General features: G+C 66.9%; 24 protein-coding genes and 1 tRNA gene. 21 read left to right on the top strand and 4 right to left on the bottom strand.

Annotated features, from left to right (window positions below):
• The first annotated feature begins 31 nt into the window (after window positions 1-31).
• From phaR to H7F49_RS10140, 4 genes are all read left to right on the top strand, one after another.
• The gene (phaR, locus tag H7F49_RS10155; protein WP_185683483.1) at window positions 32-607 is read left to right on the top strand and encodes a polyhydroxyalkanoate synthesis repressor PhaR; all 576 of its coding nucleotides are present in this window, start codon (window positions 32-34) and stop codon (window positions 605-607) included.
• A 66-nt stretch (window positions 608-673) separates the two neighbouring features.
• Window positions 674-2,236, top strand: coding sequence for an aminoacyl--tRNA ligase-related protein (locus H7F49_RS10150; RefSeq protein WP_185683482.1), 1,563 nt, complete (start codon window positions 674-676; stop codon window positions 2,234-2,236).
• Window positions 2,237-2,329: 93 nt separating this feature from the next.
• Entirely contained in the window at window positions 2,330-3,676 is a 1,347-nt protein-coding gene (locus H7F49_RS10145; protein WP_185683481.1) for a M28 family peptidase, read from the top strand.
• A 91-nt stretch (window positions 3,677-3,767) separates the two neighbouring features.
• Window positions 3,768-6,062, top strand: a complete 2,295-nt coding sequence (locus H7F49_RS10140; protein WP_185683480.1) for a ribonuclease R family protein — start codon at window positions 3,768-3,770, stop codon at window positions 6,060-6,062.
• Between the two features lie 17 nt (window positions 6,063-6,079).
• Here H7F49_RS10140 and H7F49_RS10135 read toward each other — a convergent pair whose 3' ends face one another.
• Entirely contained in the window at window positions 6,080-6,535 is a 456-nt protein-coding gene (locus H7F49_RS10135) for a universal stress protein (RefSeq protein ID WP_185683479.1), read from the bottom strand.
• A 125-nt stretch (window positions 6,536-6,660) separates the two neighbouring features.
• Here H7F49_RS10135 and H7F49_RS10130 point away from each other — a divergent pair, with 125 nt between their 5' ends.
• The 4 genes from H7F49_RS10130 to H7F49_RS19335 all read left to right on the top strand — a co-directional run bounded on the left by H7F49_RS10130 (window position 6,661) and on the right by H7F49_RS19335 (window position 11,414).
• On the top strand, window positions 6,661-7,968 hold the full coding sequence (locus H7F49_RS10130; RefSeq protein WP_185683478.1) for a pyruvate dehydrogenase complex dihydrolipoamide acetyltransferase: 1,308 nt from the start codon (window positions 6,661-6,663) through the stop codon (window positions 7,966-7,968).
• A gap of 23 nt (window positions 7,969-7,991) precedes the next feature.
• Window positions 7,992-8,372: an acyl-CoA thioesterase gene (locus H7F49_RS10125; protein WP_185683477.1), complete on the top strand. Its 381-nt coding sequence runs from the start codon at window positions 7,992-7,994 to the stop codon at window positions 8,370-8,372.
• Between the two features lie 7 nt (window positions 8,373-8,379).
• A complete protein-coding gene (lpdA, locus tag H7F49_RS10120; protein WP_185683476.1) occupies window positions 8,380-9,795 on the top strand; it encodes a dihydrolipoyl dehydrogenase in 1,416 nt (471 codons plus the stop codon).
• Window positions 9,796-9,911: 116 nt separating this feature from the next.
• Window positions 9,912-11,414 carry a class I SAM-dependent methyltransferase gene (locus H7F49_RS19335; RefSeq protein ID WP_214647754.1) on the top strand — a complete coding sequence of 501 codons (1,503 nt, stop codon included), beginning with the start codon at window positions 9,912-9,914 and terminating at the stop codon, window positions 11,412-11,414.
• 205 nt (window positions 11,415-11,619) lie between these two features.
• Here the strand turns inward: H7F49_RS19335 and H7F49_RS10105 are convergent, their stop codons facing one another.
• Window positions 11,620-11,883 (bottom strand): hypothetical protein, encoded by a 264-nt coding sequence (locus H7F49_RS10105; protein WP_185685415.1) that lies wholly within the window; start codon window positions 11,881-11,883, stop codon window positions 11,620-11,622.
• On the opposite strand from H7F49_RS10105, the gene H7F49_RS10100 reads away from it, so the two are divergent.
• The 4 genes from H7F49_RS10100 to H7F49_RS10090 all read left to right on the top strand — a co-directional run bounded on the left by H7F49_RS10100 (window position 11,882) and on the right by H7F49_RS10090 (window position 13,829).
• Window positions 11,882-12,475, top strand: coding sequence for a hypothetical protein (locus H7F49_RS10100; RefSeq protein ID WP_185685414.1), 594 nt, complete (start codon window positions 11,882-11,884; stop codon window positions 12,473-12,475). The two genes, H7F49_RS10105 and H7F49_RS10100, sit on opposite strands and share 2 nt — an antisense overlap.
• Window positions 12,432-12,593 (top strand): hypothetical protein, encoded by a 162-nt coding sequence (locus tag H7F49_RS19965; protein WP_407940303.1) that lies wholly within the window; start codon window positions 12,432-12,434, stop codon window positions 12,591-12,593. Before H7F49_RS10100 ends, H7F49_RS19965 begins: the two co-directional genes overlap by 44 nt.
• 79 nt (window positions 12,594-12,672) lie before the next feature.
• On the top strand, window positions 12,673-13,509 hold the full coding sequence (locus H7F49_RS10095) for a PEP-CTERM sorting domain-containing protein (RefSeq protein WP_185683473.1): 837 nt from the start codon (window positions 12,673-12,675) through the stop codon (window positions 13,507-13,509).
• A 77-nt stretch (window positions 13,510-13,586) separates the two neighbouring features.
• Window positions 13,587-13,829, top strand: coding sequence for a hypothetical protein (locus H7F49_RS10090; RefSeq protein ID WP_185683472.1), 243 nt, complete (start codon window positions 13,587-13,589; stop codon window positions 13,827-13,829).
• Window positions 13,830-13,844: 15 nt separating this feature from the next.
• Here the strand turns inward: H7F49_RS10090 and H7F49_RS10085 are convergent, their stop codons facing one another.
• Both H7F49_RS10085 and H7F49_RS10080 read right to left on the bottom strand, forming a co-directional pair.
• Window positions 13,845-14,342 carry a hypothetical protein gene (locus tag H7F49_RS10085; protein ID WP_185683471.1) on the bottom strand — a complete coding sequence of 166 codons (498 nt, stop codon included), beginning with the start codon at window positions 14,340-14,342 and terminating at the stop codon, window positions 13,845-13,847.
• 175 nt (window positions 14,343-14,517) lie between these two features.
• Window positions 14,518-14,607: transfer RNA gene (locus tag H7F49_RS10080), tRNA-Ser, on the bottom strand.
• A 263-nt stretch (window positions 14,608-14,870) separates the two neighbouring features.
• Here H7F49_RS10080 and H7F49_RS10075 point away from each other — a divergent pair.
• From H7F49_RS10075 to H7F49_RS10035, 9 genes are all read left to right on the top strand, one after another.
• Window positions 14,871-15,827, top strand: a complete 957-nt coding sequence (locus H7F49_RS10075) for a lytic murein transglycosylase (RefSeq protein ID WP_185683529.1) — start codon at window positions 14,871-14,873, stop codon at window positions 15,825-15,827.
• Window positions 15,811-16,761: a septal ring lytic transglycosylase RlpA family protein gene (locus tag H7F49_RS10070; protein WP_235982074.1), complete on the top strand. Its 951-nt coding sequence runs from the start codon at window positions 15,811-15,813 to the stop codon at window positions 16,759-16,761. The genes H7F49_RS10075 and H7F49_RS10070 overlap by 17 nt, the downstream gene beginning before the upstream one ends.
• 48 nt (window positions 16,762-16,809) lie before the next feature.
• Window positions 16,810-18,030 carry a D-alanyl-D-alanine carboxypeptidase family protein gene (locus H7F49_RS10065; protein ID WP_235982073.1) on the top strand — a complete coding sequence of 407 codons (1,221 nt, stop codon included), beginning with the start codon at window positions 16,810-16,812 and terminating at the stop codon, window positions 18,028-18,030.
• Window positions 18,027-18,656, top strand: coding sequence for a dTMP kinase (gene tmk, locus H7F49_RS10060; protein WP_185683470.1), 630 nt, complete (start codon window positions 18,027-18,029; stop codon window positions 18,654-18,656). Before H7F49_RS10065 ends, tmk begins: the two co-directional genes overlap by 4 nt.
• A gap of 13 nt (window positions 18,657-18,669) precedes the next feature.
• Window positions 18,670-19,626, top strand: a complete 957-nt coding sequence (locus H7F49_RS10055) for an AAA family ATPase (RefSeq protein ID WP_185683469.1) — start codon at window positions 18,670-18,672, stop codon at window positions 19,624-19,626.
• 62 nt (window positions 19,627-19,688) lie between these two features.
• Window positions 19,689-21,254 carry a methionine--tRNA ligase gene (gene metG / locus H7F49_RS10050; RefSeq protein ID WP_185683468.1) on the top strand — a complete coding sequence of 522 codons (1,566 nt, stop codon included), beginning with the start codon at window positions 19,689-19,691 and terminating at the stop codon, window positions 21,252-21,254.
• Entirely contained in the window at window positions 21,254-22,051 is a 798-nt protein-coding gene (locus H7F49_RS10045; RefSeq protein ID WP_185683467.1) for a TatD family hydrolase, read from the top strand. Before metG ends, H7F49_RS10045 begins: the two co-directional genes overlap by 1 nt.
• A complete protein-coding gene (locus tag H7F49_RS10040; protein ID WP_185683466.1) occupies window positions 22,048-22,830 on the top strand; it encodes an MBL fold metallo-hydrolase in 783 nt (260 codons plus the stop codon). Before H7F49_RS10045 ends, H7F49_RS10040 begins: the two co-directional genes overlap by 4 nt.
• Window positions 22,827-23,012, top strand: coding sequence for a hypothetical protein (locus H7F49_RS10035; protein WP_185683465.1), 186 nt, complete (start codon window positions 22,827-22,829; stop codon window positions 23,010-23,012). The genes H7F49_RS10040 and H7F49_RS10035 overlap by 4 nt, the downstream gene beginning before the upstream one ends.
• Window positions 23,013-23,226: the final 214 nt, after the last annotated feature.

The following is a 23,226-nucleotide window of genomic DNA, read 5'->3' as shown; positions in this document are numbered from 1 at the left end:
ATTGCCGAATCGGGCAGCGGGGAATCGCAAAATGGGCAACAAGCCGACCGATCAGGACGATGTGGTGATCATCAAGAAGTACGCCAACCGGCGGCTCTACAACACCCAGTCGTCCAGCTACATCACGCTTGACCACCTTGCCAAGATGACCCGCGAGGGGATCGACTTCAAGGTGGTCGATGCCAAGACCGGCGGCGACATCACCCATTCGATCCTCACCCAGATCATCATGGAAGAGGAAGCCAACGGCGGCGAGCAGATCCTGCCGGTGAACTTCCTGCGCCAGCTGATCGCGATGTACGGCAATTCGATGCAATCGCTGCTGCCGCACTACCTCGAAGCCTCGATGGATCATTTCCGCGAGAACCAGCTCAAGCTGCGCAAGGCCTTCGAGGAAAGCCTGGGCAACAATCCGCTGGCGGCGATCGCGCAGCGCAACATGGAAATGTTCAAGGCTGCCGCTGCCGCCTTCATGCCCGGGATCGACGGCAGCGCGCCGCAGCCCGCCAGGGAGGCTCCGGCCGAGGACAAGCCGACGGACGATCTGGCCGCGCTGAAGGCCCAGATGGCCGAGATGCAGCGCATGCTGGACAAGCTCGCCAAGTAGGCCCTTCGCCGACTGCGGAAAATAACGGGTTCCCACCGGCCGGACCGATGCTCTAACAGCGCGGCCATGAATCAGCCCGCCACCAAGCCGTCCGCGATCAAGCACGCCCTGACCGTCACCCGCGACCGTGATTTCGCGGCATGGTATCAGGAGGTGATATCAGAAGCCGAAATGGCCGAGGAATCGGGCGTTCGCGGCTGCATGGTGATCAAGCCGTGGGGCTATGGCATCTGGGAGCGCATCCAGCAGATCATGGATGCCCGGATCAAGGATGCCGGCGTCCAGAACTGCTATTTCCCGCTGTTCATCCCGCTGTCCTACTTCGCCAAGGAGGCCGAGCACGTCGAGGGCTTCGCAAAGGAGATGGCGGTGGTCACGCACCACCGGCTGGTCGGCGACGGCAAGGGCGGGCTGGTGCCCGATCCGGAAGCCAGGCTGGAAGAACCGCTGGTGGTGCGCCCCACGTCGGAAACGGTGATCGGCGCCGCCATGTCGCGCTGGATCCAGTCGTGGCGCGATCTGCCGCTGCTCACCAACCAGTGGGCCAACGTGGTCCGCTGGGAGATGCGCACCCGCATGTTCCTGCGCACCAGCGAGTTCCTCTGGCAGGAAGGGCACACCGCCCACGCCGACCGCGAGGACGCCATGGTCGAAACGCTGCGCGCGCTCGAAATGTACCGCAGCTTCTCGGAAGAGGTGCTGGCCATGCCGGTGATCGCCGGCGAGAAGCCCGAGAATGAGCGCTTTCCGGGCGCGGTCGCGACCTATTCGATCGAGGCCATGATGCAGGACGGCAAGGCGCTGCAGGCCGGCACCTCGCATTACCTGGGGACCGCCTTCGCCGAGGCGGCGGGCATCCGCTACCAGGACCGCGAGGGCCAGCAGACGCTGTGCCACACCACCAGCTGGGGGGTCTCGACCCGCATGATCGGCGGGGTCATCATGACCCACGGCGATGATGACGGACTGCGTGTGCCCCCGGCGATCGCGCCGCACCAGATCGTGATCCTGCCGATGCTGCGCGAGGATGACGGCGATGCCGCGCTGCTGGCCTATTGCGAGGACCTTCGCGCCGAACTGGCCAGGCTGACCGCCCTGGGGGAACGCACCCGCGTGCTGCTCGACAAGCGCCCCGGCAAGGCCACCCAGAAGCGCTGGGGCTGGGTCAAGAAGGGCGTGCCGCTGATCCTGGAGATCGGCGGACGCGATGCCGCCAATGGCCAGGTCTCGGCCCTGCGCCGCGACCGGCTGTGGCGCGAGGACGGCAAGGTCCAGTTCGTCGCCCAGTCGCGCGAGTACTTCGTGGCATCGGCGGCGGCGGAGCTGGAGGATATCCAGCGCAGCCTCCATGCCGAAGCGACCGCCCGGCGCGACGGCCAGATCGAGCGCGGCGTGACCACGCTGGAAGGGGTGGCCACCTACTTCGCCGAGGGCAACCGCTACCCGGGCTGGGTCGAGCTGGGCTGGTCCCGACCCACCGGCGCGGCGCTGGACGCCGTGGTGGCCCAGCTCAAGGCGCTCAAGCTGACGATCCGGAACACCCCGATGGGGGCTCCGGCGCCGCAGGGGACCTGTCCCTTCACCGGTGAGCCGGCGGTCGAGACGATTTACGTCGCGCGGTCCTACTGACCGGTGCTGGCATCGGGCCTGTCCCGAAAAGACAGGCCCGGGCCACGCACGGAAGGTCTTGAAATCGCCGGTCGTGCGGCCGACAACCGGCGCATGACCAAGCCCCTGCTCCTGATCGCTCCGCTCATCCTGGCCACCACGGCCCATGCCCCGGTCCACGCCGCCGAGGCGCCGGCGTCCGGCACCGTGTCCGAAGCGCGGCTGCGCGCCGATGTCGACCGGCTGGTCGCCTTCGGCACCCGGCACACCCTGTCGAGCCAGACCGACCCCAAGCGCGGCATCGGCGCCGCGCGGGCCTGGGCCGAGGCCGAGTTCCGCAAGACCGGCAAGGCTTGCGGCAACTGCCTGGAGATCGCGCTGCCGGCCAAGGTGGTCTCGGGCAACCGGATCCCCGAGCCGGTCAATCTGGTCGACGTGCTGGCGATCCAGCGCGGGACCGAGCGGCCGAACGAGGTGGTGATCGTCCAGGGACACATCGATTCGCGCCGCAGCAACGAGATGGACTTCACCGGCGATGCCCCGGGTGCGAATGACGATGGATCGGGTACGGCGCTGGTGCTCGAGGCGGCCCGGGTCCTGTCCAAGCGGACCTTCCCGACCACCATCGTCTATGCCGTGCTGAGCGGGGAGGAGCAGGGGCTCTATGGCGGGCGGTTGCTGGCCGAATATGCCAAGGCCCAGGGCTGGACCGTCAAGGCCGTGCTCAACAACGATATCGTCGGCAATTCGCGGGGATCGGACGGCTATGTCGATGACCGGCACGTCCGGGTGTTCTCCGAAGGGCCGCGGGCCGACCTCGATGACAAGACCCGCAAGGCGCAGCGGGCCTATGGCGGCGAGAACGACAGCCCGAGCCGCAATCTCTCCCGCTACGTCGCGGCCCTCGCCGGCCAGCGGGCTGACGGCTTCGCGGTGCGGCAGATCTGGCGCGCGGACCGGGCCGGGCGCGGCGGCGACCATCTGCCGTTCGAGGAGATGGGCTATCCGGCGATCCGCTTCACCGTGGCGGTCGAAAACTTCCACCGGCAGCACCAGGACGTGCGCGAGGACAACGGCACGCCCTATGGCGATCTGCCCGAGGCCATGGACTTTCCCTATCTGCGCCGGGTGACCGAGCTGAACGTGGCGGCCCTCGCGGCCCTGGCCCGGGCGCCGATGCCCCCGGTCGCCAAGGCGGACTTCGCGGTCAAGACCTACACCGACCTGTCCTGGCAACCGGTGGACGGCGCGACGCACTATGCGGTCTGGCGGCGGCGCACCGATGCCGGCACCTGGGATGCCGATCCGGTGATCGTCGCCGCGCCGGCGACGACGACCCGGTTCGACGGGCTGCGGGGCGATGACTGGGTGTTCGGGGTCAGTGCCCGCGCTGCGGACGGCAGCGAAAGCCCGATCTCCTCGGCGCTGCCGGGTGGCCAGTTCACGCCGCTCGCCCCCTGATTCCGGTCCCGGTCCCAGTCCCAAGCCCGGCCCCGGTCGCGCGCAGGGCGGATTGTCTTTGGGCCGCTTTGGGCCCAAGGACGACCGCGACATGACCAAGCCCCCCCTTCGCAAGCCCCCCCTTCGCAAGCCTGCGTTCCCGCAAGGCCTGCCTTCGCGCCAGCAGGTGCTCGATTTCATCGCCCAGTCGGAAGAGCCCGCCGGCAAACGGGAAATCGCGCGCGCCTTCGGGCTGAAGGGGCAGGAGAAGATCCAGCTCAAGGCCCTGCTGCGCGACATGGCGGATGAAGGGCTGATCGATGGCAACCGCACGGCATTCCACCGCCTGGGCGGGGTGCCGCGGGTCACCGTGCTGCGCGTGGTCGAGATCGAGGATGGCGAACCGATCGCCATTCCCGCGACCTGGCAGCCCGACGATGCCACCCCACCGCCACGGCTGCGGCTGATCGAAGCCCGCGGCAAGGGCGCCGCGCGCAGCCCGGCGCTGCGCCCGGGGGACCGCGTGCTGGCCCGGACCGAAGAGACCGGCACCGGATGGATCGCGCATCCGATGAAGAAGCTCGCCACCGAGGACGAGCAGGTGCTGGGCGTGGTCGAGGTCGACGCGGCGGGCAAGGGCTGGCTCGCCCCGGTGGACAAGCGGGTGCGCAACGCCGTGCCGATTGCCGATCTTGGCGGGGCCGAGCCGGGGCAACTGGTTCTGGCCGAGCCGGCCGGGCGCAGCCCGCGCGCCGGGGTGAAGGTGACCGCCGTTCTGGGCGATCCGCTGGCCCCGCGGGCGTTCAGCCTGATCGCGATCCACAAGCACGGCATCCCCCATGTCTTCGCCCGCGAGGTGCTGGACGAGGCCCAGCGCGCCGCCGCCGTGGCGCTGACCGAGGATCGGCGCGAGGACCTGCGGGCCCTGCCGATCGTGGCGATCGATCCGTCGGATGCGCGCGACCATGACGACGCGATCTGGGCCGAACCCGACGGCGAGGGCGGCTTCCGCGCGGTGGTGGCGATTGCCGATGTCAGCTTCTACGTGCGGCCGGGCTCGGCCCTCGACCGCGAGGCACGCAAGCGCGGCAATTCGGTCTATTTCCCCGACCGCGTGGTGCCGATGCTGCCCGAGGTCCTGTCCGCCGATGTCTGCTCGCTGCGCAGCGGCGCGGATCGGGCGGCCATGGCCTGCCACCTGGCCATCGACGCGCATGGGCGGGTCAAGGACTTCCGCTTCACCCGCGCGCTGGTCCGGATTGCCGAGGTGATCGCCTATGAGGACGCCCAGGCGCGGATCGATGATGACCGCGCCGAGCCGCACCTGCGCCACCTGTGGGACGCCTGGCGCCTGCTGGCCAAGGCCCGGGACGCGCGCGACCCGCTGGAGCTGGAGCTGCCGGAGCAGCGGGTCAAGCTCGACGAGCAGGGCCGCATCACCGAGATCGCCGTGCGCGAACGGCTCGACGCGCACCGCGTGGTCGAGGACTTCATGATCGCGGCCAATGTCGCCGCGGCCAAGGCGCTGGAAAGTCGGACCGCCCCGGTGGTCTATCGCATCCACGAGCCGCCGAGCCGCGAGAAGCTGGTCGCGCTCAAGGACTACCTCGCCACCTTCGGCAAGAAGCTGGCGCTGGGGCAGGTGATCACCCCCGGGCTGTTCAACCGCATGCTCAAGGACATCACCGACGAGGCCGAGAAGGCGCTGGTGATGGAGGCCGTGCTGCGCAGCCAGACCCAGGCCTATTACGGCCCGCGCAATGCCGGCCACTTCGGCCTGTCGCTGGGCTCCTACGCCCATTTCACCTCGCCGATCCGGCGCTATTCGGACCTGTTGATCCACCGCGCCCTGGTCGATGCCTTCGCGCTGGAGCAACCGGCCCCGGGCGATGGGCTCCCCGCGCACTCGGGCCTGGCCGAGCGCGACCGCGCCGACCTGTCCCGGATCAGCGAGGCGATCAGCGCGGCCGAGCGGCGGGCGATGATGGCCGAGCGCGAGACGATCGACCGCTATGTCGCCGCCTGGCTTTCCGCCCGGGTGGGCGAGGTGTTCACCACCCGCATCACCGGGGTGCGCAGCTTCGGCTTCTTCGCCACGATCGTCGGGCTGGGCGGCGACGGGCTGGTCCCGGTCTCCACCCTGGGCGACGAGCACTTCGCCTATGACGAGAAGGCCCAGGTGCTGGAAGGCATCGAAAGCGGAGTGCGATATGCCATCGGGCAGATGCAGGAGTTGCGGCTGGCCGAGGCCAACCCGCTGACCGGCGCGCTCAAGTTCGAACTGGTCGACGGAGGCGGGCGGATCGAGCCGCGTGGCCGCCCGGTTGCGCTGAAGAAGCGCGGCGGTCACCTGGTCGGCCGACGCGGGCGACCGGCCAACATCCGCCATCAGGGACGGCGCAAGTAGGCGCTGGCCGGCCGGGGTCAGCTCAGGGTGTCGAGCCGCGCCTCGTCCAGGGTCGGCGGGATGATGTACAGCGGGCAGGGCAGGGTCCCCATGCCGCTTCCCGCAAACCAGGTGACCAGCGGCCCCGGTGTCCCGTCCGCCCCCGCGCCGAGCACCAGCGCGGCCACTTCGGGGTGGTCGGACAGATAGTCGGTCACGACCCTGATCGCTTCGCCCTGGCGCACGGCAATGACCGGCATCTTGCCGCTTTCGGAGAAGACGTTGCCGGCCAGCGACGTGACCAGCGTCTCGGCCCGCGCATAGGCTTCCTCCTCGATCGTGGCCTGGACACCGCCAAAGGCGACGAACTCCTGGCGGGGCACCACCGCCAGCAGGTGCAGGGCCCCACCGGTCTTGGCGGCGCGGCGCGAGGCGAAGCGCAGGGCCGCCCGGGCTTCCTCTGTCTCGTCGAGAATTACCAGATAGGTTCTCATTTCACCCCCGAAACGAATTCAGAGTGCCAATATGGCAAAACCTCTGCATTGTCGCTTGCCTTCGCCGGGCATCCGCCCAAAACCGCAGGCCACGATCAGATAACTCCGGGAGCATGAGCGCAGCGATGCCTATCGAGATCAAGATGCCGGCCCTTTCCCCCACCATGGAAGAGGGTACGCTCGCCAAGTGGTTGGTCAAGGTCGGCGACAAGGTTGGCCCGGGCGACATCCTGGCCGAGATCGAGACCGACAAGGCAACGATGGAGTACGAAGCGGTCGACGAAGGGACGATTGCCTCGATTTCGGTTGAGGCCGGTACCCCCGGCGTGAAGGTCGGCACGGTCATCGCGACCATCGCCGGTGACGGCGAGGCCGCCGCGCCGAGCGCCGCACCGGCCAAGGCCTCGGCGCCGGCTGTCGCCGCCCCGGCTGCCGCGCCCGCACCGAGCAAGCCGGCCACCGCTGCCCCTGCGAGCCCGGCATCGGCCGATGCGGCGCGCCTCTCGGCCTCGCCGCTGGCCCGCCGCCTGGCCGCCGAACGGGGGATCGACCTGGCCAATGTGGTCGGAACCGGACCCAATGGCCGGATCGTTCGCGCCGATATCGAAGCGGCGCAGTCGACTGGCGCTCCCGCAGCGGCCGCCCCGGCAGCCGCGGCGCCGGCCCCTCGGGCCGCCGCACCGGCGCCCGCTGCGGCACCGGTGGCAGCAGCCAGCACCGCCAGCCTGCTCGACGATCGCATCCCGCACAGCATCCAGCCGCTGTCGTCCATGCGCAAGACCATCGCCAAGCGGCTGACCCAGTCGATGCAGCAGGCTCCGCACATCTACCTGACGGTCGATGTCCAGCTCGACAAGCTGCTCGCGCTGCGCACCGAGCTCAACGCCGCGCTGGAGAAGGACGGGATCAAGCTGTCGGTCAACGACATGCTGATCAAGGCCCTGGGCAAGGCGCTGATCCGCGTGCCGGAATGCAACGTGACCTTCGCCGGTGACGAGATGATCCATTACGAGCGCGCCGACATCTCCGTGGCGGTGAGCATTCCCAACGGGCTGATCACCCCGATCGTGCAGGACGCCAACGGCCGCAGCCTGAGCTCGATCGCGACGGCGATGAAGGATCTTGGCCAACGCGCCAAGGAAGGCAAGCTTCAGCCCGGCGAGTATCAGGGCGGCACCGCCAGCATCTCGAACATGGGCATGATGGGAATCAAGCAGTTCACCGCCGTAATCAACCCGCCGCAGTCGACCATCCTGGCCGTTGGCGCGGGTGAGAAGCGGCCCTGGGTGATGGCGGACGGCACGCTGGGCGTGGCCCAGGCGATGACCGTGACGGGCAGCTTCGATCACCGCGCGATCGACGGGGCCGATGGGGCGCGGCTGATGGCCGCCTTCCGCGAGCTGGTGGAAAGCCCGCTGGCGCTGCTGGCCTGACATCGGCGGAGCAGGACCCAACCATGTCTTCCCCGCCCTCGCAGGAACCCGTGATCCGCGTCACCGCCATGCCGGCCGATGCCAATGCCTATGGCGATATCTTCGGCGGCTGGCTGATGAGCCTCATGGACATGGGGGCAGGGCTGATCGCGGCGCGCCATTCGCGTGGCCGCGCGGTGACCGTGGCGATGGACGGCATGCAGTTCCTGCTGCCGGTCAAGGTCGGGGACGAGGTTTCGGTCTATGGCTCGCTCGGCCGGGTCGGCCGCAGCTCGATGGTGATTGCAATCGAAGCCTGGCGGCGCAACCGCCACCAGGACGTGGCGCACAAGGTGACGGAAGCAACCTTCACCTTCGTCGCCGTGGACGAGGACGGCAGACCCCGTCCCGTGGGACAGGAGTAGATACGACGTGGCTGACCAGTATGATGTGATCGTCCTCGGCTCGGGCCCCGGTGGCTATGTCGCCGCGATCCGCTGCGCCCAGTTGGGCCTCAAGACCGCGATAGTCGAGCGCGAGAACCTGGGCGGCATCTGCCTCAACTGGGGCTGCATCCCGACCAAGGCCCTGCTGCGCTCGGCCGAGGTGCTGCACCAGATGAAGCACGCCAAGGACTATGGTCTGGCCGCCGACAACATCACCGCCGATCTTCAGGCGATCGTCGCCCGCTCGCGCGGGGTGGCTAAGCAGCTCAACATGGGCGTCACCGGCCTGATGAAGAAGAACAAGATCACGGTGCACATGGGCATGGGCAAGCTCGTCGCCCCGGGCAAGCTCGAGGTGACCGGCGACAAGGGCAGCGAAGTGCTGACCGCCAAGCACATCATCATCGCCACGGGCGCCCGCGCGCGCGAGCTGCCGTTCGCCAAGTCGGACGGCAAGCGGATCTGGACCTATCGCCACGCCATGGTCCCGGCGGAACTGCCGAGCAAGCTGCTGGTCATCGGGTCCGGCGCGATCGGAATTGAATTCGCCAGCTTCTACAATGACATGGGCACCGAGGTGACCGTGGTGGAGATGATGGACCGGATCGTCCCGGTGGAAGACGCCGACATTTCCGCCTTCCTGGAGAAGGCCCTGACCAAGCAGGGCATCCGCATCCTGACCAAGGCCGGCGTCAGCGCGGTCGACAACGGGGCGGACGGGGTCAAGGTAACGATCAAGGACGGCGCCGGCAAGGAAACCACCGAAACCTTCAGCCATGTGATCGTCGCCGTGGGCATCGTGCCCAATGTCGAGAACATCGGACTGGAAACGCTGGGGATCGAACCGGACAAGCGGTTCCACATCAAGACCGACCCCTATGGCCGCACCAACGTCAAGGGCGTCTGGGCGATCGGCGACGTCGTCGAGGGCCCGTGGCTGGCGCACAAGGCCAGCCATGAAGGCGTGACCACCGCCGAGGCCATCGCGCAGGAGCTGGGCAACAAGGACGTGCATCCGCACCCGCTCGACCGGCGCAACATCCCCGGCTGCACCTATTGCCACCCGCAGGTCGCCAGCGTCGGCCTGACCGAGGCCAAGGCAAAGGAGGCCGGGCACGAGCTCAAGGTCGGCAAGTTCCCCTTCATCGGCAATGGCAAGGCGATCGCGCTGGGTGAGCCCGAGGGGCTGATCAAGACCGTGTTCGATGCCAAGACCGGTGAGCTGCTGGGCGCGCACATGGTCGGCGCCGAGGTGACCGAGCTGATCCAGGGCTATGTCGTCGGCCGCACGCTGGAGACCACCGAAGCCGAGCTGATGCAGACCGTATTCCCGCACCCGACCCTGTCGGAAATGATGCACGAAAGCGTGTTGCAGGCCTACGGGCGGGCCATCCACATCTGATCCCGGCAAGCGCGTCGGCGGGATATCCTGTCGGCGCGCAATTGTCTTTTGCCGCCAGCCGGCTAGGCTGAACGCCGTCAGGCGCCGGGCGGGGCCTCCGGCAGATGGAGCCAACGATGCACGATCTGCACTGCGGGGTATGCGGCGGCACATCCTTTCGTGAGCAGAAGGTGCTGTGGCCGGAACTGATTGCCGAATGGCAACTGTCCGAGGCCGAGCGCGACACCATCGACCGGCAGCAGGGCTGCCTGTGCGAGGGCTGCGGTGCCAACCTGCGGATCATTGCTCTGGCCGATGCGATCCGTGCGCGGGCGGGTACGGCGCTGCCGCTGCGCATGGCGATCGCGGACGGCATGCTCGACGGCTGGCGCGTGCTTGACTGCAACGGCGCCGACGGGCTCTCGGCGGCGCTGGTTGCACTTCCCGGCTATGTTCGCGCCGACTATCCCGAATATGACATGCGCAGGCTGCCCTTTGCCGATGGCAGCTTCGACCTGATCCTGCATTCGGACACGCTGGAACATGTCGAACACCCGCTCGTCGCGCTCGAGGAGTGCCGGCGACTGCTGGCCCCCGGCGGCCAGCTTAGCTTCACCGTGCCGACGATCCACGGCCGCCTGACCCGCAACCGCGCCGGCCTGGCCCCCAGCTATCATGGCGATCCTGCCGAAGGGCGGGGGGACTATCTGGTTCATACCGAGTTCGGTGCCGATGTCTGGGCCATGGTCCTGACCGCGGGGTTTCGCGGCGTGGCGATCAGCGCGGTGCGTTTTCCCGATGCGATCGCGATCACGGCCTGGGCCGACGCCCGGCCGGTGCCGGCCACCCCCGCAACCAGTGCGGCTCAACCGGTGCCTGATCCTACGGCTCCGGCCGAGACAGAGGTGCCGCCGCCGCAGCCAACCGCTGAAGCCGACGATGCGGATCCGGTTTATGATCAGGACGGGCTGCGCAGCCGGCACAATCACGAATTCATGCACGATCCGGAGTTCCAGGCCGCCTATGCCCGCGGGGTGAAGGCCGCAGGGGCGGACTATGGCTGGCACTGGCGGGTTCACACCGGCCTGTGGGCCGCGCGCATGGCGGCGAAGCTTCCGGGCGATTTCGCCGAGTTCGGGGTCAACCGCGGCTTCATGAGCTCCGCGATCATGCACCTGCTGGACTGGAACGGGACTGGCCGGCGGTTCTACCTGCTCGATACCTTCGCCGGGATCGATGAGCGCTACATCAACGATGATGACCGCGCGATCGGGGTGATCGAACGCAACCGGCACGACATCGATATCGGGTTCTACACGTTCGATGTCGACGCAGTGCGCGCCAACTTCGCGCAATGGCCGGCTGCCCGGGTGATCCAGGGGCCGGTGCCCGACACCCTGGCGCAGATCGATTCGCACTGCTTTGCCTTCGCCCACATCGACATGAACTGTGCCCCGCCCGAGGTTGCCGCCGCCGAATTTCTCTGGCCGCGGCTGGTGCGCGGCGGGCTGATCCTGCTCGATGACTATGCCTTCGTAGGCTACCGCTCACAGAAACTGGCGATGGACGAGTTCGCCCGCAGCAAGGGAACGCAGGTTCTGTCGCTGCCGACCGGGCAAGGGCTGCTCATCAAGGCCTGAACGGGGGGCCTGAACGGGGGGCCTGAACGGGCGGCCTGAACAGGGGGAGGGAGGGTCCCGCCCAGCGGCGGGCAAGCCAGAAGGGAGAACCGGATGGCTGGGCCGCGTTCCGCATTTTCCTAAACCGATGGCTAAAGTACCCATCCGGTGAACGCCGCTTTAGGTCAGAGGCGTAGCAAGGCTGTCTATTGCCAACCCACACCAGTTATTGATTGCGTCTGACGGTGATGTGCTTCCACCACATAACCAGTAGTCTCAGAACAATGACCATCGGCGCGCCGAACAGCAACGGAAGGCCAATCGGAGAGATGAACAGTACGAACCAGCCTGCCCAACTCCACGGCTCATCGGAATGGAAGCCATAAAGCTGCATTCCACTGAAGGATATGAACAACAGGGCCGCCATGAAGCTCAAGAGCCAAGTGGAGCAGCCGATTGCTATTGCACCACCATCGGTTTTCGGACGCATGATGCGAACCGCTCCAGCCCAAATCAAAAATGCAGCAAGCGGGCAGACAACCTCACAGGTTTATGCATCGCATGTTAGAGGTTCGGACATAGCCCCCGGGCTCGGGGATTATGCCGACGCGGTGAAGGAGGCGACCGACAAGGCCGCGAAAGGTGACCTGTCGTTCGCCAGCCGCACGCTTGCGGCCCAAGCCATGACACTGGACGCGATCTTTACCGAGATGGCGCGGCGCATGGCCTGCAACATGGGCGAGTATCTACAGGCGACGGAAACCTATGCCCGCATTGCCGTGAAGGCACAGGCCGGAAGCCGACAGGCGATTGAGGCGCTGGCGAAGCTTCACCAGCCCCGCGAACAAACCGTGCGACACGTTCACGTGAACGAAGGCGGGCAAGCCGTGATCGCCGACCAATTCCACCACCACCAGGGGGGTAGAGAAAATGGAAGCCTGTGCGGACAACCCCATGCAACCGGAACCGGCGCGGCTGGCACAGGCCCCGCGCTGCCATGCCCGAACCCGAGCGGGAACGGCGTGCCGATCGCCAGCCGTGAAGGGTGCGAAGCGGTGCCGGATGCACGGCGGCAAGGGTAGTGGCGCGCCGATGGGCAACCGCAATGCATGGCGACACGGTGGGCGATCGGCCGAGACGATCGATGCCCTGGCCCGGGTTCGCGAGCTATGCCGGATGATTGATGTCCTGGAGGTTTGAACCGCTCAGTCTCGTTTCGGAACGATCGCCTTCGGCGCGCACGATTTCGCGGAACTGCTTAGGTGGCTATCGTAATCCGGTGGTTTTTGATCCGGGGCACGCCATGAATTTTGCGCGTTATTGCTTGGCACTGGTCGGTGCTACCGTCGCAACGCTGGCCGTTTCCGACGTAGCCAATGGCGCGATCGTGAATGTTACCTATGAAGGCACCGTCAAAAGTGGATTCGATTACACCGGGGTCTTTGGCGCCAGCAACACGGCCTTAGATGGATTGTCCTTTAGGACGACATATGTCTTCGACACCGCGATAGCACCATATTTGGTTCAGACTGCAACTTACAACCTAGTTAGTACTGATCCAAGCTCATGGGGACAAGGTCCAGGAATCACTGCATCTATAATAATCAATGGGCGAACAGTCACCTTAAACAATATCAATTTTCTTTCTTCCCTTAATGCCTACAATCAGGTTTCTCCATCTGATGGTTTGATTTATTCTGGACAAAGCTCAAACGTTTGGGATCGGCTTGAAGATTCTCGTTTTCAGATAGTCAATCTAATCCAGAACGGTGTTTCAGAACAATCGAACCGTTTGCCAGCCGCACTAACGGGACCATTTTCTGGAATGGTGAGCGGCGGGGGAGGTTTCCAAATCTCCACCACCGACAACACGCTCGGTGCATGGACTTTCCAGCAATATGCGTACGGATCGTTCTACACGACATCTATGTCCGTTGCTGAAGGGGTTTGGACTGGCCCTAGGCCTGTCATCACTCCTTATGTCCCGCTGGTGTCCGTTTCCGCCGTGCCAGAGCCTTCGACGTGGGCTTGCATGATGACGGGCCTGGCACTGATCGGTATTGCGTTGCGAGGCGCCAGAGGCCGACATCATATCAAGCCTAGCTGTACGGCCTGAGAAGAGACGGCAGAGGCTATTCACATACCTCGCATCCGACTCTTGCCAAATCGGGCCATCCAATCCCAAATGGGAACATGAGAAGAACAAAGCTGCATGCGGCCGATCTGCGATTGCGCCTAGCCCTGCGGCTAGCGGTTGCGCCAAAGCACCTGTTTCGGCTGCTGTGGGAACCTAAGGTGCGGCCTCATGAGCGAGACGCTACCCGGGAGGCGCTGGTCGCATTCATTACCGAAGGGTGGGATTCGCTGGACATTGAAGCGGTGCCGACGCGGGATGGTGTTGCGCATTCGATCCCCCCAACTATGGGCAACGACTAAGGCAGTGGGGCAAAGTCATTGCGTCGGGTTCGAGGGAGATGGCGGTGAAGCAGGATCAGCAATGTCCGGGAGGTACTTTACAACCACCATCCTTGTAATGGTTTTGCTGCCGCCCGATGCGCCAAACCCAAAAAGCCAGCCTAGCCCACCAGAGGCGCTGCCAGTGGTGCTGCTGTAACCGCCCCCATGTCCCGCCTCATTCTCGCTTTGAATGATGACGGCATCGCCACCAGCCTTTTTGACCTTGGCTGCTATGGATGGGCTTCCGACTGCATGGCCGCCATCCCAAAACTCGTCGCGCTTGTCCTGCACCATCGCAATTACCTGATACCGGCGCGGAGGTTCCCCGCTGGTCCAGTAATCAATTCCGTTCTTTGTGATCTTGGTGCCACCTTCGCCGGTCCGGACGACCGGCTTTCCTTCGTACAACGCAAAATCGATCTTGGCCTGCGCACCCGCCGAAGCCGAGCACATTACACTAAACCCACAAACCACAATAAGCGCGCGTTTCATTCTGCCCCCACATTGAAGCTTTGCCAGGCAAAGTAACCGACCTTCCCCACTCGCGCAAAGCTGTAACGGTCCAGGCTAGTGCGCAGCCGTTCGATGCCAACCAGCCGCTTTAAGTGGGCTTAGTCATGGGCAAGAGAGAAAAACGCGCGATAACCGGCTGATTGTATTGGAAACTTGGCGGACAGGGTGGGATTCGAACCCACGGTGAGCTTGCACCCACGGCGGTTTTCAAGACCGCTGCCTTAAACCACTCGGCCACCTGTCCGCGCCTGATGCGCGCTAGCGTTCCCGGCGGCGCTTGTCACCCCCGCGTCCGCACGAGACGCGAGACCGTTACCGTTGAATTTGCGGCAGTCCGGATTTGCAAGGCCGGCCCGCTGTGCGAAGACCTGGGCGATGACGCTTTCGTTTCGCCTAGTCCGCAAGATCCTGGCCTGGGGTGTGGCCCTGACGATCGCCCCGGTGCTGGCGCAGTCCGACCAGCCACGCCCTCCCGGGCAGGCGGTGCCGCAACTGGTGCCCGAGCCGATGTCCGGCCAGGCAGAAAACGGCTTCTCCGCCTATCTCCAGCTCCTGAGCGCGCGGGCGCGGGGGGAGGGGATTCGCGAATCCACCATTCAGGCGATGACCGCGGGCCTCACGCCCAATCCCAAAGTGATCGCGCTGGACCGGGCCCAGCCGGGATCGACCCCGTCCGCCATTCCCGCCTTTGCCCCCTACCGGCGAACCCATGTCGATGCCGCGCGGATCGGGGCGGGGCGGGCAATGTACGCCAGCGCCGCCCCGATGATTCCGGGGATCGAGGCGCGCTATGGCGTGCCCGCGCCGATCCTGCTGGCGATCTGGGGGCACGAGACCAACTACGGGCGCTACACCGGCGACTTCGATCTGGCGCGCTCGCTCGCCACGCTCGCCTACGAGGGACGTCGGCGCGAGCTGTTCGCGCAGGAATTCATCGCCGTGCTCAAGATGGCGGACAGCGGAGTGCCCCGTGCCCAGTTGAAGGGATCATGGGCCGGAGCCTTTGGCAATCCCCAGTTCCTGCCGAGCATGTACCTGCGGCTGGCGGTGGATGGCGACGGCGACGGGCGGCGCGACATCTGGACCAGCCGGGCCGATACCCTGGCGTCGATCGCCAACTACTTCCACGATGCGGGCTGGCGCACCGGGCAGCCCTGGGGCGTTCCCGCGCAGGTCCCGCCCGGGTTCGACCGCGCCGGCGTGACCAGCCGCCTGACCGCGCCCGAATGTCCGCGGGTCCATGCCCGCCACGCCCGCTGGCAGACCGTGGCGGAATGGCGGACAAACGGCGTGGTGCCCCTAGGCGCTATTGCGGATGATGTGCTAGCCAGCCTGATCGAACCAGACGGGCCGGGGCAGACCGCCTACCTGTTAACCGGGAATTATCGGGTCATCCTGGAATACAACTGCTCGAACTTCTATGCCTTGTCCGTGGGATTGCTTGCCGATGAAATTGCGCGCTGACAGGCTCAAGCGCTGGTTTATGGCCGGAATGCTGTTGGGTGGAACCCTGGCGACGGCGGTAGCCCGGGACAAGCTGCCGCCCGCCCCGCCGACCGGCCCTGCAGCCGATTACCCGATGGTGCTGGGCGCGCCGTTCACGGTCGACGGGGTGACGTACACCCCGGCCGATACCCTGAACTATGACAAGGTGGGCTACGCGGTGATCGATCCCGCGCTGGGGCAGGGGATCAGCATCGCCCACCGCACCCTGCCGCTGCCCAGCTATGCCGAGATCACCTCGCTCCGCACGGGCAGGACCATCCTCGTCCGGGTCGAGCGGCGCGGACCGATGAGCGGCAACGCGATCATCGCCTTGTCGCCCGGGGCCGCCGAACAGCTCGGCACCGGCGATCCCCGGACCCCGATCCGCATTCGCCGCGTCAACCCGGCAGAGCCGGAACGGGCCCTGCTGCGGTCCGGGCAACCCGCCGCCCAGCGGATGGATACCCCGATGTCGCTGGTCGGCGTGCTGATGCGCCGGCTTGACCCCAACGCGGCACCGATGCCCCCGGCACCAGCTCCCGTTCCCGCACCGGTTGCGGCGCCGCCGCCGGCGGCGCCCGCGCCGTCCGGACCCAAGCGGCCCGCCGTCATGCCGTCCGTGCAAAGGCCCGCACCGGCCACAATGACCGAACCCCGGCCGACCCCGGTCTCCAGGGCGGCCCAAGCGCCGCGCCCGGTCGGCGGCGGCCAGGTCGTTGTCCAGGTCGGTGCCTTTTCAAGCCGGACGGCGGCCGCTGCCGTGGCGGCGCGGGTGGGGGGCGCGGTCAGCCCGGCCGGGCGGCTCTTCCGCGTCCGGATCGGTGGCTTCGCCACGGCCGCGGAGGCCGGCGCCGCCCTCGCCAAGGCCAAGGCAGCGGGCTATAGCGAAGCCCGAATCCAGCACGCCGACTGATCCCCTGCGCGATCCGGCCGGCGCGCTCTCGCGCTGACCGGAGCCTCCTTGAAACGCTCGCTTGCCGTCCTGCTGGCTATAGCCTTGCCGCTGACCACCCTGCCGCTCGACGCCGTCGTCGGGCAGGGCGTGTTCGGACAGGGAATGGGCGCCGCCTCGTCCGTGCCGTCGCCCCTCTCCGACGCGAACCTCCCCCCGGCCGAGCTCGCCCCGGTGCCGGTGGCGCTGCTGGTCGATCTGGGATCGGGTCAGGTGCTTTATGCGAAAGAGCCCGACCGCCGCTTTGTGCCCGCCTCGATCACCAAGGTGATGACGCTCTATGTCGCCTTCGAGCTGCTCGCGCGCGGGCAGTTGCGGCCCGAGCAGGTCTTCCGGATGAGCGAAGGCGCCTACCGCGATTGGCATGCGGTGGGCTCGACCATGTTCCTGGATCGGGCGCACGACGTCACCGTTCACGATCTGCTGATGGGCATCGCCAATGTCTCGGCCAACGACGGTTGCATCGTCCTCGCCGAGGGCGCGGCGGGCAGCGTGCCCAACTGGCTGGCGTTGATGAACGCCGAGGCGCGCCGGCTGGGGATGAAGGACAGCCATTTCGGCACGCCCAACGGCTGGATGGACGAAGGGCAGACCTATGTCTCGGCCCACGATCTCGCCACCCTGGCCCAGGCCATGCTGGTGCGGCATCCCGATCTGTATCGCACCTATATCGGCCACCCGACGATGACCTGGAACGGCATCACCCAGCGCAATCACGATCCGATCCTGGGCAAGCTGGAAGGCGCCGACGGGATCAAGACCGGGTTCACCAACCAGGCGGGCTATGGCTTCCTCGGCTCGGCGATCCGCGATGGGCGGCGGCTGGTGATGGTGATCGGCGGGGCCTACACCCCGAAGGACCGGGCCAAGGCCGCCGAGGCGCTGATGAACTGGGGATTTGCCGCGTTCGACAGCCGCACCCTGTTCAGCGCGGGCGAACAGGTCGGCACGGCCGCGGTGCAGCAGGGCGAGGCGCGCAGCCTGCCGCTGGTCGCCCCGGGACCGATCTCCGCCGCCAGCCCGCGCGGCACCCGCGCGCCGGTGCGGCTGCGGGTGGTCTATGCCGGTCCGCTGGAAGCGCCGGTGCGGAAAGGTGATATCGTCGCCGAACTGGAGATCACCGTGGGCAACCGGACCGGGCACCGCGTTCCGCTGGCGGCAGGCACCGACGTGCCGCGGGCGGGGCTGCTGGCGCGCCTCCGCAACGGCCTGCTGGGGCTGTTCACATGACGGGGACGGGCCGGTTCATTGCTCTCGAAGGCGGGGAAGGGGCGGGCAAGTCGACCCAGTGCCGCCTCTTGGCCGAGGCGCTGGCGGCGCGCGGAATCGACGCCGTTGTCACGCGTGAGCCCGGCGGAACGACCGGCGCCGAGACGATCCGCCGGCTGCTGCTGTCCACCGAAGGCGAGGGCTGGGGGCCGCGCGCCGAAGCGCTGCTGTTCGCGGCGGCCCGGTCCGATCACGTCGAGCGCCTGATCCGTCCCGCGCTTGCCGCCGGGCGTTGGGTGATCTGCGATCGCTTCGTCGATTCCAGTCGCGCCTATCAGGGCGGCGGCGGCGCGCTGGACGATCAGGATATCCTGGCACTGCACCGCATCGGCAGCGGCGGCCTGCTGCCCGATGCCACGCTGCTCATCACGGTCAGTCCGGCGCTGGTGACGGAACGCCTGGCCGCCCGCGACGGCGATGTCGCAGACCGCATCGGGGGACGTCCGGCCGAATATCACGCCGCAGTGGCGGCCCGCTTCGCCGCCATGGCTGACGCTGATCCCGCACGGTTCATCCGCATCGACGGCAATGGCACTCCCGGCGAAACCCACGCCCTGATCATGCAGGCACTGGGGCTCAATCCATGACGGGCCAGAACACATGACGGCGCTGGTGGGCCACGACGAAGCCTGGCGCGAATGGCGGGCCGCCATGGCGTCGGGGCGGATGCATCATGCCTGGATCCTCGCGGGGATGCAGGGGCTCGGCAAGGCGCATTTTGCCAGGGCCGCCGCGCGCGAACTGGTCGCCGAACCGGGCGTGCCGCAGCCCGAGCTGCACCCCGACATCCTGCTGGTCGAACCCCTGCCCGCCACCGAGGACGATGCCCGCCGCAAAGAAGAGGGCAAGCCCTATGCGACCAAGCGCAACATCTCGGTCGATCAGGTCCGCCAGATCCAGCATCGCCTGACCACCCGCCCCACCCTCGGCGCACGGCGGGCGATCATCATCGATCCGGCCGACGATCTGGAAAAAAGCGCGGTCAACGCCCTGCTGAAAAGCCTGGAGGAACCACCGACCGGCAGCTTCTTCCTGCTCGTCACGCACCGTCCCGGACGGCTGCTCCCCACGATCCGCTCGCGCTGCCGCACCGTGCGCTTCCCCGCGCTGCGGGGCGAGGACATGGACAAGATCCTGGCACGGCTGGCCCCGCGGGCCGATGCGGCGACCCGGGCCGCCGCGATCGCCGCCGCCGATGGCTCACCCGGGATCGCGCTGGGCTTTGTCGAACAGGAACTCGGCCCGCTGCACGCCACCATGCTGCGGCTGATCCGGGAGGGCGACGAACACTTCACCCTGCGTGGCGAACTGGCGGCGGAGATTGGCGCACGGCCGGATCGTGAGCGGCTGCTTGCCACGCTCGATCTGGCGCGGGCGGTGCTCGCCGGGGCCGTGAGCTCCGCGCCTGGCCTGCAGCAGGCCCGGATCATCGAGGCTCACGCCAGCCTGGCCATGCTGACGGGGCAGGCGCCGACCTACAATTACGACCCCGGGCTGCTCGCGATGGAAATCGGCGGGTTGCTCGCCTCGGTCGCCCTGCCTAGAGAGACGGCCTGACACCGTCAGACAGACACCTGCAGACCGATTTCTCCAGACCGATTTCTCCAGACAGGCCGGACATGGGCGACCCCTTCTACATCACCACCGCGATCTCCTATCCCAACGGCAAGCCGCACATCGGCCACGCCTATGAAGCGATCGCCGCCGACGTCATCGCCCGTTTCCAGCGGCTGGCCGGGCGCGAGGTGCGGTTCCAGACCGGAACCGACGAGCATGGCCTGAAGATGGCCCAGAAGGCCCGCGAGCTGGACATTACCCCGCGTCAGCTGGCCGACGAGATGTCGCAGCATTTCATCGATATGTGCGACGCCCTCAACGTGTCCTACGATGTCTTCCTGCGCACCACCGAAGACCGCCATCACGCCGCCACGCAAGAGCTGTGGCGCCGGATGGAGGCCGCGGGCGACCTCTATCTCGATCGCTACGAGGGCTGGTACTCGGTCCGCGACGAGGCCTATTACGACGAAGGCGAAATCGTCACCGGGGAAGGGGGCGAGAAGCTCTCCCCCCAGGGTACCCCGGTCGAGTGGACCGTCGAGGAATCCTGGTTCTTCCGGCTGTCGAACTATGCCGAACCGCTTCTGGCGCTCTATCGTGACAACCCGGACTTCATCCAGCCGGACAGTCGTCGCAACGAGGTGATGCGCTTCGTCGAGGGCGGACTGCGCGATCTGTCGGTATCGCGGACCAGCTTCGACTGGGGCGTGAAGGTTCCGGGCAGCGACGGCCATGTCATGTACGTGTGGGTCGACGCCCTGACCAACTACCTCACCGGTCTGGGCTTTCCCGATGATCAGGCTGCGGTCGACAAGTGGTGGCCGGCCGATCTCCACCTGATCGGCAAGGACATCGTCCGGTTCCATGCGGTCTACTGGCCGGCCTTCCTGATGAGCGCGGGCCTGCCCGTGCCGCGGCAGGTGTTCGGCCATGGCTTCCTGCTCAATCGGGGGCAGAAGGAATCGAAGTCGCTCGGCAATGTCACCGATCCGCTGGCGCTGGCCGGGCAGTTCGGGGTGGACACCTTGCGCTACTTCCTGATGCGCGAGGTCGCCTTCGGTCAGGATGGGTCCTATTCGCCCGAGGCGATCGTCACCCGCGCCAATGCCGAGCTGGCCAACAGCTTCGGCAATCTGGTGCAGCGGGTGTGTTCCATGATCTTCAAGAACATGGACGGCAGGCTGCACACCTTCGCCGAGACCGAGGCCGATCAGGAACTGGTCAGCAAGGTGCGCACCGCATGTGCGCTCGAGCTCCCGCAGGCCTTCCGCGAGCTGAACTTCTCGACCGGGATCGAGGCCTGGATGCGCGCGGTTTTCGCCTGCAACGCCTATATCGACGAGCAGGCTCCCTGGGCGCTGAAGAAGACCGACCCGGCCCGGATGGACGCGGTGCTGCTCACCCTGTTCATGGCGATCCGCGACCTGACCATCGCGATCAGCCCGGTGGTCCCCACCGCTGCCGCCAAGGTGCTGGACCAGCTTGGCATTCCCGCCGGGGAACGCGATCTGGCGGCCCTGGGTGACACCGAATGGTTCGCCCGCCGGGTGGCCACCGGCGAGCCGCTCGGCCAGCCCAGCCCGGCCTTCCCGCGGCTGGAACTGCCCGCCGAGGACGAACCGGCCTGATGCTGATCGATTCGCACTGCCACCTCAATTACAAGGGCCTGGCCGAGGACCAGCCGGCGGTGCTGGCACGCGCCCGGGCAGCCGGCATCGGCGGCTTCCTCAACATCTCGACCCGCCGCAGCGAATGGGCCGAGATCATCGCCGTGGCCGAGCGGGAGAGCGACGTCTGGGCCAGCGTCGGAATCCACCCGCACGAGGCCGACCAGCACGCCGATCTCGGAGCGGAAGCGCTGCTGGAGGCCGCGCGGCATCCGCGGGTCGTGGCGATCGGCGAAACGGGTTTGGACTATTACTACGACCACTCCGATCGGCAGGTGCAACAGGACCTGTTCCGGGTGCACATCGCCGTCGCCCGCGAAACGGGTCTGCCCCTCATCATCCACACCCGCGATGCCGAGGATGACACCACCCGCATCGTTACCGAGGAGATGGGGAAGGGGGCCTTCCCCGCGCTGATCCACTGCTTCACCGCCTCGGCCGATTTCGCCCGCGACATGCTGGCGCTGGGCCTGACCATTTCGCTGTCCGGCATCGTCACCTTCAAGAACGCCAGGGACCTGCAGGCCATCGCCCGGGACATCCCCGAGGACCGCCTGCTGGTCGAGACGGATGCCCCGTTCCTGGCTCCGGTCCCGCATCGCGGCAAGGTGTGCGAGCCTGCTTTCGTCGCCGATACGGCGCGCTTCGTTGCCGAGCTGCGCGGCACCACGCCCGAGGCCCTCGCGGCCACGACGACACGAAATTTTCATGATTTGTTCCGTAAGGTGCAACAGCCGAGCGAGGGACCCGGCGCATGAAACTGATCATGCTCGGCTGCGGCACGTCCACCGGGGTGCCGCGGATCGGCGGCGCGGACGGACGGGGCGACTGGGGCGACTGCGATCCGGACGAGCCGCGCAACCGCCGGTCGCGGGTCTCGATCGTGGTCGAAAACCGGGCCGGCGCGCGGTTGCTGGTCGATACGTCGCCCGATCTGCGCAGCCAGTTGCTGGCCAACGGGATCGACAAAGTGGATGCCGTGTTCTGGACGCACGACCATGCCGACCACACGCACGGCATCGATGATCTGCGCCCGATGCGTTATGGCCGGGGCGCGCCGATCCCGGGCTATGGCCATGAGGAAACCGTGCGCCGCTTGCGCAACCGTTTTGGCTATGTGTTCGCCGGCCAGCACGGCTACCTGACGATCTGCTCGATCGACACGCTCGACCGCCTGCGGATGTGTGCCGGCTTCGGGGTCCGCTCATGCCAGATGGACCACGGCCCGGCACAGAGCACCGCGTTCCGGTTCGAATGCGATGGTCGCTCGATCGGCTACGCCACCGATTTCAGCGCGATCAACCGGGACATGGTCGATCTGTTCTATGGCTGCGATCTGCTGGTGGTCGATTGCCTCAAGCGCGAACCGCACCCGACGCACGCGCACCTGGCCATGTCGCTGGAACTGGCCGAGGCCTGCCGGGTGAAGCGGGCGGTTCTGACGCACATGGACCGGTCGATGGACTATGCCACGCTCAGCGCCGAAGTGCCGCCGCATGTCCTGGTCGGCTATGACGGCCTGGTGCTGGAGGCATGATGGCGTCGGTCCCGAACGGTGACACCCTGGTGGCGCTGCTCGGGATTGTCCTGTGCCTGGCGCTGGTGTCGCGCAGCGCGGCGCTCCAGCGCTTGAGCGGCCAGCGCAAGGCGCTTTATGGCGCGATATGGGCCGTGGTCATCGGTCTCGTGGCAGCCATCGCCGCGCGGCTGGGCGAATAGGCCCGCGGGGACAGACCCTGGCCCCCCCCGGCCTCACCCCGGGTTATATTTAACATAATGTGCATTATCACATTCAAAGGTTGTAAGCGCCAGATAGAAATGACACCCCTCCGCTAGATAGAGATGACACTCTCTGGCGTGGTTGGCGGAGCAACGGTGGCATGGTTCTCCCGTCGGTCGGGAGGACATGGCTATGACGGTGCTGGCGATGAGC

It is taken from the genome of Novosphingobium aerophilum (genome assembly GCF_014230305.1).
Classification (GTDB): Bacteria; Pseudomonadota; Alphaproteobacteria; order Sphingomonadales; family Sphingomonadaceae; genus Novosphingobium; species Novosphingobium aerophilum.
Note: the sequence above shows the minus strand (reverse complement) of the source record. Positions and strands in the feature narration are given on the sequence as shown.

Coding starts and splice junctions, on each gene's coding strand:
- H7F49_RS10070 (WP_235982074.1), top strand. CDS start 15,811: ATGAAATTGCGCGCTGACAGGCTCAAGCGCTGGTTTATGGCCGGAATG.
- phaR (WP_185683483.1), top strand. CDS start 32: ATGGGCAACAAGCCGACCGATCAGGACGATGTGGTGATCATCAAGAAG.
- H7F49_RS10040 (WP_185683466.1), top strand. CDS start 22,048: ATGAAACTGATCATGCTCGGCTGCGGCACGTCCACCGGGGTGCCGCGG.
- H7F49_RS10130 (WP_185683478.1), top strand. CDS start 6,661: ATGCCTATCGAGATCAAGATGCCGGCCCTTTCCCCCACCATGGAAGAG.
- H7F49_RS10090 (WP_185683472.1), top strand. CDS start 13,587: ATGAGAAGAACAAAGCTGCATGCGGCCGATCTGCGATTGCGCCTAGCC.
- H7F49_RS10145 (WP_185683481.1), top strand. CDS start 2,330: ATGACCAAGCCCCTGCTCCTGATCGCTCCGCTCATCCTGGCCACCACG.
- H7F49_RS10075 (WP_185683529.1), top strand. CDS start 14,871: ATGTCCGGCCAGGCAGAAAACGGCTTCTCCGCCTATCTCCAGCTCCTG.
- H7F49_RS10055 (WP_185683469.1), top strand. CDS start 18,670: ATGACGGCGCTGGTGGGCCACGACGAAGCCTGGCGCGAATGGCGGGCC.
- H7F49_RS19335 (WP_214647754.1), top strand. CDS start 9,912: ATGCACGATCTGCACTGCGGGGTATGCGGCGGCACATCCTTTCGTGAG.
- H7F49_RS10125 (WP_185683477.1), top strand. CDS start 7,992: ATGTCTTCCCCGCCCTCGCAGGAACCCGTGATCCGCGTCACCGCCATG.
- H7F49_RS10035 (WP_185683465.1), top strand. CDS start 22,827: ATGATGGCGTCGGTCCCGAACGGTGACACCCTGGTGGCGCTGCTCGGG.
- H7F49_RS10100 (WP_185685414.1), top strand. CDS start 11,882: ATGATGCGAACCGCTCCAGCCCAAATCAAAAATGCAGCAAGCGGGCAG.
- H7F49_RS10150 (WP_185683482.1), top strand. CDS start 674: ATGAATCAGCCCGCCACCAAGCCGTCCGCGATCAAGCACGCCCTGACC.
- tmk (WP_185683470.1), top strand. CDS start 18,027: ATGACGGGGACGGGCCGGTTCATTGCTCTCGAAGGCGGGGAAGGGGCG.
- H7F49_RS10135 (WP_185683479.1), bottom strand. CDS start 6,535: ATGAGAACCTATCTGGTAATTCTCGACGAGACAGAGGAAGCCCGGGCG.
- H7F49_RS10140 (WP_185683480.1), top strand. CDS start 3,768: ATGACCAAGCCCCCCCTTCGCAAGCCCCCCCTTCGCAAGCCTGCGTTC.
- metG (WP_185683468.1), top strand. CDS start 19,689: ATGGGCGACCCCTTCTACATCACCACCGCGATCTCCTATCCCAACGGC.
- H7F49_RS10085 (WP_185683471.1), bottom strand. CDS start 14,342: ATGAAACGCGCGCTTATTGTGGTTTGTGGGTTTAGTGTAATGTGCTCG.
- H7F49_RS10105 (WP_185685415.1), bottom strand. CDS start 11,883: ATGCGTCCGAAAACCGATGGTGGTGCAATAGCAATCGGCTGCTCCACT.
- H7F49_RS10045 (WP_185683467.1), top strand. CDS start 21,254: ATGCTGATCGATTCGCACTGCCACCTCAATTACAAGGGCCTGGCCGAG.